The sequence below is a fragment of the Algibacter sp. TI.3.09 genome, from assembly GCF_038154905.1.
In the GTDB taxonomy this organism is placed as follows: domain Bacteria; phylum Bacteroidota; class Bacteroidia; order Flavobacteriales; family Flavobacteriaceae; genus Algibacter.
The window spans coordinates 921,954-935,168 of record NZ_JBAKAN010000001.1; the positions used below are offsets into that span (position 1 = coordinate 921,954).

General features: G+C 31.9%; 10 protein-coding genes. 3 read left to right on the forward strand and 7 right to left on the reverse strand.

Annotated features, from left to right (window positions below; translation table 11 throughout):
• Positions 1–200 precede the first annotated feature (200 nt).
• Together V6246_RS03610 and V6246_RS03615 are read left to right on the forward strand one after the other, a co-directional pair.
• Positions 201–2,219 carry a tetratricopeptide repeat-containing sensor histidine kinase gene (locus V6246_RS03610; protein ID WP_341558992.1) on the forward strand — a complete coding sequence of 673 codons (2,019 nt, stop codon included), beginning with the start codon at positions 201–203 and terminating at the stop codon, positions 2,217–2,219.
• 284 nt (positions 2,220–2,503) lie between these two features.
• Entirely contained in the window at positions 2,504–4,570 is a 2,067-nt protein-coding gene (locus V6246_RS03615; protein WP_341558993.1) for a tetratricopeptide repeat-containing sensor histidine kinase, read from the forward strand.
• Positions 4,571–4,737: 167 nt separating this feature from the next.
• Here V6246_RS03615 and V6246_RS03620 read toward each other — a convergent pair whose 3' ends face one another.
• The 7 genes from V6246_RS03620 to V6246_RS03650 form a co-directional block, all read right to left on the reverse strand.
• Positions 4,738–5,244, reverse strand: coding sequence for a peroxiredoxin-like family protein (locus V6246_RS03620; protein ID WP_341558994.1), 507 nt, complete (start codon positions 5,242–5,244; stop codon positions 4,738–4,740).
• 212 nt (positions 5,245–5,456) lie between these two features.
• Entirely contained in the window at positions 5,457–6,767 is a 1,311-nt protein-coding gene (locus V6246_RS03625) for a DEAD/DEAH box helicase (RefSeq protein ID WP_341558995.1), read from the reverse strand.
• Between the two features lie 3 nt (positions 6,768–6,770).
• On the reverse strand, positions 6,771–8,111 hold the full coding sequence (locus V6246_RS03630; protein WP_341558996.1) for a DEAD/DEAH box helicase: 1,341 nt from the start codon (positions 8,109–8,111) through the stop codon (positions 6,771–6,773).
• A gap of 161 nt (positions 8,112–8,272) precedes the next feature.
• On the reverse strand, positions 8,273–9,328 hold the full coding sequence (locus V6246_RS03635) for an NAD(P)-dependent alcohol dehydrogenase (RefSeq protein WP_074935838.1): 1,056 nt from the start codon (positions 9,326–9,328) through the stop codon (positions 8,273–8,275).
• Between the two features lie 2 nt (positions 9,329–9,330).
• The gene (locus tag V6246_RS03640) at positions 9,331–9,756 is read right to left on the reverse strand and encodes an OsmC family protein (protein ID WP_341558997.1); all 426 of its coding nucleotides are present in this window, start codon (positions 9,754–9,756) and stop codon (positions 9,331–9,333) included.
• 27 nt (positions 9,757–9,783) lie between these two features.
• A complete protein-coding gene (locus V6246_RS03645; RefSeq protein ID WP_341558998.1) occupies positions 9,784–10,878 on the reverse strand; it encodes an alkene reductase in 1,095 nt (364 codons plus the stop codon).
• Between the two features lie 81 nt (positions 10,879–10,959).
• The gene (locus V6246_RS03650; RefSeq protein WP_341558999.1) at positions 10,960–11,478 is read right to left on the reverse strand and encodes a Crp/Fnr family transcriptional regulator; all 519 of its coding nucleotides are present in this window, start codon (positions 11,476–11,478) and stop codon (positions 10,960–10,962) included.
• A 308-nt stretch (positions 11,479–11,786) separates the two neighbouring features.
• On the opposite strand from V6246_RS03650, the gene V6246_RS03655 reads away from it, so the two are divergent.
• Complete coding sequence (locus tag V6246_RS03655; RefSeq protein WP_341559000.1) at positions 11,787–13,172, forward strand: right-handed parallel beta-helix repeat-containing protein; 1,386 nt, start codon at positions 11,787–11,789, stop codon at positions 13,170–13,172.
• Positions 13,173–13,215: the final 43 nt, after the last annotated feature.

Here is a 13,215-nt window from a genome sequence, read left to right on the forward strand (position 1 = left end):
AAATTGTTTTTTATCGAAGTTAAACGCTTTTAAACTGTTTTTATGCATAAAAAACCGTTAAAAGAACGTTTAATATTTTTTCTGATTTATTAAGGTTTTATCTTGTATTAAAATCCAATTACCCTAAACTTAAAAAAGTATACCCCATACCCATGCAAGCCTATTTTAATATACATCATTTCAAATTTTGCAGTATATTTTTGTGGGTTATTCTTAGTTCATTTAGTGTTAATAATTCGGTTTATGCACAAGAAGACATCAAGAAAAGTCTACAGCAAAAAATAAAGAAACATAAGGAAAATAATAATTTTCAAAGAGATACTACTTATGTTAATCTATTGTATCAATTAGGCATGCAATATGCACAATACAATTTAGACAGCTTACTTATTATTTCTAACGAATCTATTAAATTGGGTAAGTCTATTCCCTATCCTAAAGGCGAAGCTCAAGGATATTTAATCGAAGGCTTATACTACTCTAATATAGGGAAACAAGACCGTGCAATTTCGTATTTCAAAAAATCTGTTTCTATAGCTATTATTAATTCGGAGACTAATTTATTATTAGAGTCTAAAATTAAATTGGCTGCAGAATATAAATATAAAGAAGACTATGCCAATGCTTTAAAGCATTACTTAGATGCCATAGAAATAGCCAAAATATATAATAATGAAGCGTACTTATCTAAATGTTATTTAAATATATCGTCAATATACCGGGTTCAAAAAGAGTATGAACAAACCATTTCATTCTTATCTAAATCACTAGAAATAAATGAATTAAATAAAGATGAAGCACAAGTAGGTAAAACATTAAATAATTTAACGGCTTGTTTTATTGAAATGGGAGATTTAGAAAGTGCCTCTACTTCTATTAATCGGGCTATTTCTATTTTTGAAAAAGTAAAATTAGATTCATGGCTTTCTTATGCTTATGAATTAAAAGGATCTATTTATATTAAAAAAGGGCAATTCAATCAAGCTTTACGATGGTTAAGTAAAAGTGAAAAAATTCACGCTAATATTGATAAAGGGCGATACAAAATTCCTTTATACACAAATTTAGCTAAAACATATTTTGGTCTTAAAGATTATGATACGGCGGAAAGTTATGCTTTAATGGCGCTTCAAATTTCTAAAAAATTGAATATTTTAGAAGAACGCGACCTTACTTTAAAAGTGCTCTACGAAATAAAAAAAGCAGATAACGATTTTGAAAAGGCACTTGCTTATTTAGAAGAGTTAAAAGCGACATCGGACACGATTAACAGTAATAACAACATTAAAGAATTAAGAATACTAAAATCTAACTTAGAATTTGAACAAGAGAAAGAACAATATATCTCAGAAAGTCAACAAAAACACACTTTACAACTTAGTTATATTTACTTTTCTATTCTAATTATTCTGGCGTTTGCTATTATCATATTTATCCTCAAAAAGAATAACAAAACTCAAAATACATTAAACGAAAAATTATTAGAAAATACCGAGGCGCTTAAAAAAAATCAAACACATTTAAATGAAGCAAATAATACTAAAATTAGATTGTTTTCTATTATTGCCCACGATTTAAAAGGTCCGATAAATTCATTTAAATCACTTTTAGATTTATTTAATAAAAGCGAATTGAGTAAAACAGAGTTCATGGAGTTTATGCCAGAAATTGGTAAAAACATTGATTCTATTGCTTTCACTTTAAACAATTTATTAACATGGGGACAAAGCCAAATGAATGGCTTATCTACCAAGCCAGATTTTATAAGTATTAAAAAATTAGTAGACGAAAGTTTTAGGTTGCTTTCTAAGCAAGCCGAAGTAAAATCTATTTCAACCATAAATAATATTGACGAAAATGTAATTCCTTGGTCTGATAGAGATCAAATAGATGTTGTTATTCGTAACCTAATAAGTAATGCTGTTAAGTTTACTCGTGAGCATGGCACAATAACTGTTTCCGCAGTTGAAGAAAATCAATTTTGGAGAATTCAAGTTAAAGATAATGGTGTTGGTATGGGCGAAGAGGCTGTAGCAAATGTTTTTACGGAAAAAGAAACTGCTATTGCTTACGGTACTTTAAACGAAAAAGGTACAGGTTTAGGTCTTCGCGTTTGTAAAGAGATGGTCGAAAATAATGGTGGACGTATTTGGGTTGAAAGTGATATAGATAAAGGCTCTACGTTTTCTTTTACGCTTCCTAAAACCGAAACGGCTTAGTATTCTTTTTTTATAAGGTTTCCAATTTATTACAAATCCATTTAAATATTATTCCATATCCAAAGTTTAAAAGTGTTTTTAATCAAATTAACTATAGTATTTACAGCATCTTTTTAACCATTCAACTGAAATAGAACACTTTTAATCGATAAAATAAGTATTTTATCGAGAATATATGTGCGAAAATTATATAAATACTAAAATATCATTGGTGCGTTCCATTTTGCAAACTATATTGCGAAATAAACAATAAAACATTACAAACAAGCTGTTTAAAGCTATTCATGCTACACGTATTAAACATAAAAAATATTAAACTATCCTATCTGTTTTTATTGATGGCAGCTATTACTTTGTTTAATAGTTTTTCTGCTTTCTCACAAGACAGAATAAAAAAAGAAATACAAAGGGATATTAAGAAATTACAAGAAACTCCCAATTTCGAAAGAGACACTACATATATCAATTTATTACATGAATTAGGAAGAGAATACAATCAGTACAACCTAGATAGCTTACTAATTATTTCAAACCAAACCATAGAGCTAAGTAAAGCCATTAAATATGCTAAAGGTGAAACTGAAGGCTATATTGTTAAAGGTGGTTACTATTCGGATATAGGAGAGCAAGATGAAGCCATATTCTATTTTATAAAGGCCAATTTAAAGGCCAGGGCGATAAATGATATAAGTCTAATCCTTTTTTCTTACAGTGAATTAGCAAAAGAATATATGTATAAAGATGAATATGCTAAGTCTTTAAAAACGTTTTTAACTGGTATTGAAATTGCTAAAGAAAATAAAAATGACAAGTGGTTACCTGTTCTTTATATAAATATTTCTGTACTATACAGTCTTCAAAAGGAATATGATCAACCTATATTCTTTTTAAAAAAGGCTCTAGAAGTTAATGAGCGAAATGATGATCAAAAATTAACAGGTATTATACTCTCAAACTTAGCGTTTACATATATAGAAATTGATGATGTAGAAAAGGCTAATGCCCCAATTAATAAGGCCATCAATATTTTTGAAGCTCTTGAAATGAATAGTTGGTTAACTTATGTCTACGAAATAAAAGGCACAATTTTCCTTAAAAAGAACGAGTATGATAATGCTTTGTTTTGGTTGAATAAAAGTGAAGTACTCCATAAAAACATCGATCAAACCAGATATAAAATACCACTTTACCTGCTTTTATCTAAAGCATACTACGGGCTTAAGAATAACGAAATAGCAGCATCTTATGCGGTAAAAGCACTAGAAATATCTAAAGACCTTAATAATTTAGAGAACCGAGATGAAATTCTAAAAGTTTTATATGAAATTAAAAAAGCAGACGAAGATTTTGGGCAAGCCTTAACTTATTTAGAAGAATTTAAAGCAATCTCTGATACTATTAATAAAAATAATAATATTAAAGAATTAAGCATCCTTAAATCGAACTTAGAATTTGAACAAGAAAAAGAAAAATATATCTCTGATAGTGAACAAAAGAACCTCTTGCAACGTAGTTATATATACTTTTCAATATTAATTATATTAGCATTTACTATTATTATCGTGATTCTTAAAAGGAATAATAAAATTCAAAATAGCTTAAACCAAAAACTGATAGAAAATACACATGCACTTAAAAAAAATGAAATACATTTAAATGGAGCCAATAATACTAAAATTAGATTATTCTCCATTATTGCTCACGATTTAAAAGGGCCGATAAATTCATTTAAATCACTTTTAGATTTATTTAATAATAGTAAAGTGAGCCAAACAGAATTTATGCACTTTATGCCGCAAATAGGCGAAAACATAGAGTCTATTGCTTTCACTTTAAACAATTTATTAACTTGGGGACAAAGCCAAATGAATGGTTTATCTACCAAACCCGATTTTATTCCTGTTAATAGATTAGTAGACGACAGTTTAAGGCTGCTTTCTAAACAGGCCGAAGGAAAATCTATTTCAACTATAAATAACATTGAGAGCCATGTAATAACTTGGTGTGATATTGATCAAATAGATATTGTAATTCGTAACCTAATTAGTAATGCCGTAAAGTTTACACGAGCGCATGGCACGATAACCGTTTCAGCCATCGAACAAGAGGAGTTTTGGCAAATACAAGTTAAAGATAATGGTGTTGGTATGAGTGACGACGTGCGAACTAATATCTTTTCTGAAAAAGAAACATCTACAACTTATGGAACTCAAAACGAAAAAGGAACTGGTTTAGGTCTACGTGTTTGTAAAGAAATGGTTGAAAACAATGGCGGAACCATTTGGGTAGAGAGTGAAATAGAAAAAGGTTCTACATTTTATTTTACGCTTCCTAAAAGTCAGAAACAATAACAATCATAAGCGAAATATTCCTTAATTTAAGTAACTTTTCTGTTTTAAGCAAAAAAAAGACCAAGCTTACACTTGATCTTTTCTCTCTAAAAAATTATTAACTCTAATATCAATTTTACGTATTCAGAAATTAATCTCTTATAAATAAAACGATATGCTATTAAGGCTTATGCCTCTCCTCTTGCAGGATAATCTGCTTTTAATATATAATCAATACCGCCTAAAACATCATTAAAGCTTGGTCTACCAAAAGGCATCGATTGTATAGATGCCCAGTAAACTATTTGCTCTGGTGTTACCAAAAATAAACCTGGCTCTGCAAAATGTTTTGGTTCTTGTTTAATCCCTTCTGAAATAAATAAGCCCCATTTTCTAGCATCTTCTATAGATACGCCATAACCTAATGGTATATCTGCAATATCCCATGCTTCATGTGTTGCTTTTGCAACTTCTTCTGTATCGGTGCTTATCGCGATAACATTAACGCCACGCTCTGCAAATTTATTTAATTTCTTTTGTAAATCTTCCAGCTGACTTTTACAAACAGGACAGTGTTTACCTCTGTAAAATAAAACTAATGTGAAGTTTTCTGGTGACTGTTCGCTTAATTTCCATGTGGTACTATTAACTAATTGTACTTCTAATTCTGGTGCTTTTTCTCTTGGTTTAATCATTGCGTTTTATGCTTTAATTAATTTTAAAGTTGGTCGTAATTATACAACGGTCTTTACTATTAATATTTGTTAATATATTTAATGTAAAGATACCGGCTATCTTAACCACGGTGTTACATAATTATAGGAATACCTTACAACATTGACGTATTTCATAAAACAAAAAAAGCTGCATATAGCAGCTTTTTAGTTATTAGAAGTAACATGTATTATTAAATAATATATGTACGTACTTTTCTTTTTTTCAACCTCATGTTATTGGTTTTATCAATAATACTTTCAGCTCTTGCTTTAGGTATCGCAACAAAGGCACAATCTTGCTTTAACTCAATAACACCAATTTCAGATTTATCTAAATGGCATTGTTTAAAAAGTAAACCAGCAATATCGCCTTTTGATATTTTATCTTTTCGACCACCAGAAATAAATAGCGTACTCCATGGATTGGTAATTCTAGTTGTTTTTCCTTTCGGTATTACGGTTTCGGTAGTTTCAATAAACTCAGGCGTGGTTTCTTTTTCCCATTGTAATACATAGGCTGTACCTTCTGTATTCATACGCGCGGTTCTACCATTTCTATGAGTGAATTCTTCAGCTTTTAAAGGAAGTTGATAATGAATAATGTAGTTAAGTTCCGGAATATCTAAACCACGTGCAGCCAAATCGGTAGCAATAATAATTTGATGGGTTCCGTTTCTAAATTTTATTAAAGCGCGCTCTCTATCTATTTGCTCCATACCACCATGAAAGCAACCATGACCAATTTTATTATCATTTAAAAAATCGCTTACATATTGAATAGTATCTTTAAAATTACAGAAAATAATGCCTGGTTTATTTCCAATATGATTTAATAAATCGACTAAAGTTTGAAGTTTATTTTTATCTGGAGATATTACTTTTTTAATTTCTAGTTTAGAAACTTTCGTGTCTAAATAATCAATCACCAATTCGTTTTCTAATCCAACAAATTTTGGGATTTCAATATCTTGAGTTGCCGAAGTTAAAATTCGTTTTTGAATATATGGTAGATTACTGATAATCTCGCTCATCTCTTTCTCGAAACCAACTTCTAGAGATTTATCAAATTCATCTAAAACTAATGTTTTAATATCTTCAACTATAAACGTCTCACGACGTAAGTGATCGGCAACACGACCAGGTGTACCAATTAAAATAGCTGGCGTGTGTGCTAAATCTATTCTATCTTTCGAGAAGTTACGACCACCATAAACGGCATTCGCTTTAAAACCAGAACCCATGGTGCGAATTACTTGCTCAATTTGTATTGCTAACTCGCGTGATGGTACTAAAATTAAGAGTTGTACGTTTTCGCAGTCCTTATCTAAAGCTGTAATGGTTGGTAATAAAAACGCAAGTGTTTTACCTGTTCCGGTAGGCGATAAAAGCACGGTGTTTTCAACATTGGTAATAGATAGCAACGCTTCTTCCTGCATGGAATTAAGCGCCTTAATTTTCAGTTTATCTAAAATATGTTGTTTGGTTTTTCTAAAATTATCCATTACTTATTTTTTCTTTTTCTTCTTTACCACTGCTGGTTTTTCAACTATAGTATTGTTTTCGGCAATGTAATTTGCTAAAATTTTATCAACCAGTTCTTCCTTTGTTAAATGATGAAAAATAGTTTTCACTTTGGCTTTAAAATCTTCTGGAATATCTCGGTTTGGTTTAGTTTTAAATATTTTTCTAGCCCAAATTAACCCGTTATTCTCTTCGATACTTTTAGCATCTGCTTTTTGATAAACTTTAAACTTAATCCCTAATTCTTCTTCAAATTCTGGAATATCTTGTACTTCATCTTCCTGAATAACACTTAATGATAAACCAGTAGCTCCTGCCCTAGCTGTACGTCCGCTACGGTGTACATAAGCATCATAAGTATCCGGTAAATGATAATTTACAACAAATGCCAAATCTTTAACATCAATACCACGAGCCGCTAAATCTGTAGCTACTAAAATATTAATGTGTCCTTCTCTAAACTGTCCCATTATACGATCACGAATACCTTGCGATAAACTACCGTGTATGGCTCCAGAAGAGAATTTATTTATAGCTAAATTTTTAGCAAGTTTATTTACTGCCGCTTTAGTTTTACAGAAAATGATACCACGTTGGCCTTCATTAGAATTTAAAAAATGCATTAATACATTTAGTTTTTCAATAGGTTCAACAACCACATATTGGTGATCTATACCTTGATGACCTGTAGTTTCCATATTAGCCTCAATAGTTACCACGTGTTTTGATAAACTATTTTGCACCAATTGTTTAATAGTACCAGGCATAGTTGCTGTAAACAATAGCGTTCTTCTACTTTTTGGCAAAGCCTTAATAATAGCATCTACACCTTCTTTATGAGCGCTCACCATTTCATCAGCTTCATCTAAAATAAAATAACTAATCTCTTTAACGTTTATTGCGTTTCTTTCGATTAAATCGGCTAAACGTCCTGGTGTTGCGACTACAATATGCGTAGTTGCTTTAAGTTTTTCAATTTGAGGTTTTATAGGAATACCTCCAAATAAACCCGCTATAGACACTTTAAGTTCTTCTGAATTAAAAGACTCTAAATTGTTATAAATTTGTTGTCCTAATTCTCTAGTTGGGGCTAAAATAACCGCTTGTATATTGGTTTTACCACTATCTATTAATTGAAGCAATGGTAATCCAAAAGCTGCTGTTTTTCCTGTTCCTGTTTTCGCAATAGCAACAACATCGTCGGTTTTAGTTAAAATTACCGGAATGGCTTTTTCTTGAATATCGGTTGGTACAGTGATATTTAATGCTGCTAAACTGCTTTGCAATGCATCGTGAATACCTAAACTAGAAAATGATTGTGACATAAATTATATTTTGTGCAAAGATAGTAGAGTTTTGCTGGTTTTATTCATTTAAATGTTTCGATTTAACAACGTTTATTTAAATGAAGAGAAATATTTAGACATAAAAAAACAGCATCTAAACTAATAAGATGCTGTTTTAATATTTATAAACTTATTCGCTATTATTTAAGCGATTTCATATCAATTACAAAACGATATTTTACATCGTTGCTTGTTACACGCTCGTAAGCTTTATTAATATCTTGCATATCAATTATCTCGATATCACTAGTAATATTGTGCTCTCCACAAAAATCTAGCATTTCTTGAGTTTCCTTAATACCGCCAATTAAAGAACCAGCAATACGTTTACGTCCACCAATAACACTTCCACCATGGAAAGGTTTTAAAGGTTCTACAGCTCCAACTAAAACCATAGTAGCATCAATTTTAAGCAATCCTAAATATGGATCCATTTCGTGACCAACAGGAATGGTGTTTAATATAAAATCGAAACTCCCTTGGTGTTTCTTCATATCCTCAGCATCTTTAGATACCAATACCTCATGAGCTCCTAATCTTTTAGCATCTTTTCCTTTTTCTGGAGACGTTGTAATCATAACTACATGCGCTCCTAAAGCGTGTGCAAATTTAACGCCCATGTGTCCTAATCCGCCAAGACCAATAACACCAACTTTATCTCCTTTTTTTACTTTCCAGTGGCTCAATGGCGACCATGTTGTAATACCTGCACATAATAAAGGAGCCGTTCCTGCTTCATCTAAATTTTCAGGAATACTTAAAACAAATTTTTCATCGACAACTACAGAGGTAGAATACCCTCCGTAAGTTTGAGCGCCTTCAATATGTTTATCTGGGCTGTTGTAAGTCCAAGTTGCTCCTTTTTCGCAAAACTGCTCCAAATCTTGCTCACAAGAAGAACAGGTTTGACAAGAGTCTACCAAGCAACCTACACCAACTAAATCGCCAACTTTATAGTTGCTAACACCATTACCAACTTCTACAACACGACCAATAATTTCGTGTCCCGGAACTACTGGGTACGTAGAACCTTTCCAATCGTTTCTTGCTGTGTGAATGTCACTATGGCAAACACCACAGTAAGTAATATCAATTTTTACGTCGTCGGTTCCAACCGATCTTCTTTCTATATCTAAAGGTTTTAAATCTTCTGTTGATGCTGTTGCACCATATGCTTTTACTGTTGTAGTTGCCATTATTATGATTTTTTTAATGTTACTTTAAGTTCTATTTCTGTATTTAATAACTTCGATATTGGACAAACTTCTTTTGCCTTGTGTGCTATTTGTTGAAATTGCTCAGCATCTATTTCAGGGACATCACCTACTAAATTTATGGTGATTTTTGTAATAGCGCCATCTTCAAAATTAACGGTCGCATCAACATCTAAAGTTGTTACCGTAAAATTATTTTCGTTTAACAAAAAGCTCAATTGCATGGCAAAACAGCCTGCATGTGCTGCACCAATTAACTCTTCTGGGTTTGTTCCTTTTTCACCATCCTCAAAACGTGTGTGAAATGAATATTGTGTTTTATCTAAAATCTTACTTCCTGTAGTAATATTTCCTTGTCCGTCTTTACCACTTCCTTTCCATTCGGCATTTGCTTTTCTTGTAAATTTCATGTTGTGTGTTTTAAGTTAAACTTCTAATTATTTAGAAGCTTTTGGATAATCGGTATAGCCCTTTGCTCCGGTTGTGTAAAAGGTATCTTGATCCCATTCGGCTAATTCCAAATGGTTCTCAAAACGCTCTACTAAATCTGGGTTTGAGATAAAAGGTTTACCATAAGCTATTAAATCAGCATCACCATCTTCTAACACTTTATTTCCTTTTTCTTGATCGAAAGCGGTGTTAATCATTAAAGTACCGTTGTATAAGGGTCTAAAATGTTTCGCTATTTCGGTTACAGCAAAAGGAATTTCAGATACATCTGTAAAGGGTTCAGATAAATGTACGTATGCTAAATTGTAATCGTTTAGTTTTTTTATAATGTATTCAAACGTTGGAATCGTTTCCTCATCCATCGTAATTCCGAATAGTCCATCTAAAGAAGGATTAAAACGAACACCTATTTTTTCCTGCGGAATAACCTCTTTCATAGCCTCTAGAACTTCAAAGAAAAAACGAGTTCTGTTCTCAAAATTTCCGCCGTATTCATCTGTTCTTTTGTTAGATGTTCCATTAAAAAATTGGTGAAATAAATACCCGTTTGATGAATGAATTTCTACACCGTCAAAACCTGCTTTTACTGCATTTGCTGCTGCATTTTGAAAATCTTTAACCGTTTGTTTAATGTCTTCAATAGTCATTTCTCTAGCGGCTACAGTGTCTTTAAAACCTTCTGGAGTGAATGATTTTGCGTGTGGATTTAAGGCTGACGCCGAAACCGGTAATTCTCCGTTATGAAAATCTGGATGCGACATACGCCCAACATGCCATAACTGAATAAAGATTTTTCCGCCTTTATCGTGCACACGTTTTGTTACTTTTTTCCAGCCTTCAACTTGGGCATCGGTATGGATTCCTGGTGTGTTAATGTATCCCACGGCCTGCTCAGAAACTTGAGAACCTTCAGAAATAATTAAACCTGCCGAAGCACGTTGCTCGTAATACAAGCCTTGTAATTCGTCGGTTGCTACCTTACCTTCGTTATCTGCACGACTACGCGTCATGGGAGCCATAACGACTCTATTTTTAAGATTTATATTCTTGTTATATGGTACTAATAAAGGTTGCTTGCTCATGTTGTAATGTAAATTGTTACTTACAACAAAGTTACAAGACATGTTTGCCAATCTCATTGACCTATATCAATTAAGAAAGTTTTAACTTTTCATCTGTTTCCTTACTCTACTTAGGTTTTCTGGAGATACACCTAAGTAATTTGCGATGTCGTAATTAGGAACTCGGTTTTCAATATTTGGATACGATGTACAGAATTCTATATATCGTTCTTTAGTGTTTTTCTCTAAAGTAGATAGAATGCGTTTACGTTGAGAAATAAAAGCTTGAGTAACCAAAACTCTAAAATAACGTTCGAAAATTGGCGCTTTATTATATATGTTTTGAAGGCTATCATAATTGATAGATAATAGCTGAGAATCTTCAATAGCTTCAATATACAATCTCGATGGGACTTGGTTGTAAAAGGCATCAAAATCACCAATCCACCAGTTCTCTACAGCAAACTGAATAATATGTCTACTGCCCTTTTCATCTATATAATAACCTTTTAAACAGCCTTTAACTACAAAATATTCATGTTTTACTGTAGTGCCTGGTTTTAGTAAAAACTGACCTTTAGCAACAGAAATTTCATTTAGAACCGCGTAAAATAATTGCATATCCGCAACTGTTGGCTTTATATGATTTTGTATGTGTTTTGTTATAGATTGATGCATATACAAAGATGCTAAAATGATTGTTTTATATGAATGAAATAGCCTTTTTTATTTTAGATTGGAACAGTTTGTTTTTTAAGATTTTATAAATGACATGATTTAAGAATATGTCGTTTATCGAAAAATTAAGCATTTTATACTATTCTGAAATAACATTCGTTTTCTTGTTTAGACTAAATTGATGCTTATTAATAATCAAAAATATGCTTTATCAATTTGTTCAATATGTATTATTATTTTAAAATGAATTAATGAAAACCTTACCTTATTACCTATTATTCTCAATTTTTATTCTAGTAAGTTCTTGTGGACATGATCAATATGAAGGCATTACAGATGATGAAACTGAACCCGTAAATCAAGAAGATTTAGATGAAGAAGGTTTGCCTATTAAAACTTTTAATGCGCAGTTACCTGAAATTTCTTTAATAACAGAATACACAATCGATTTGGATTTTTGGGATATTCCGAATACAAATTCGGATGTTGTTAAAACTACCGAAAATTTACAAGCAGCTATAGATTGGGCACATAACGAAGGTTACACACGCGTTATTTTACCAAATGGCGATTATTTAGTTGGCGAAGATATTAACGATATTTATTACGGTGGTATAGAAATATATGATAATACCGAGTTTGTTTTTAGTGAAAACGCTGTATTATCTATTGATGCCAATAACAAATGGAATTATTGCGTTTTACGTTTAAACGGCGATAATATAATTGTAAGAGATGGCGAAATAAAAGGGGAACGTGATACGCACATTTTCACAACTCGTGATGATGGAAGTACCGCTCATGACGAAGGCCATGGTATTTGCGTTTGGGACAACAATAATGTTTTAATAGAAAATATGGAAATCCATGATGTCACAGGCGATGGATCTTTAGTTCTCGATTCTAACGATGTAACTTTTATTAACAACAACATCTATAATAACAGGCGCCAAGGTATTTCTATTGTCGGTGGTATGCGTATTGAAATAAGTAATAATGAAATACACCACATTAACGGAACTTCGCCTCAATTTGGCATTGATATAGAAGGTCCGGGTCGTGTGGACGAAGACATTTTAATAGAAGACAATTATTTTCATCATAATTCTGGAGGCGATATAGTAAATGCAACAGGAGAAAACGTATATATTCTCGATAATATTATGGAGCAAGGTGACGATAGCGAATATACCGATGGCCCAATAGTAAGCTGGCATAAAACCCATAATATTATTGCCCGTAATACGGTAACTATGGTTAGTGGTTCTGCTAATGGCAGGTTAGGTTATATTCAATATTCTAGCGGCGGTGATAAAGGCCATAACAAAACCACTTACGTACACGAAAACATAATGAATAACTGTGGCATGTACATGTATAACAGCTCGGATGCCGATGTGAGACGTAACCAATTTTTAGGATATTTTGTAGCGTTTTCAGATTTTGAAAATGTTACTTTAATTGATAATCTTGTTACTTATTCTGAAGAATTTACCAACCTGAGATATTGCTGGTCTTACCGTTTTAAAAACGCCACAGGTTTTGCTAGCGGAAACTATTTGGGAGATAATTTAGAAGAATTACCTCTAGATGAAACAGAGCCTTACACCATGCAATGTGTGCTAGATGGCTGGTAAATCGATAAAAATTAAAGATTTAAAATTAAGGATAACTTTTTAA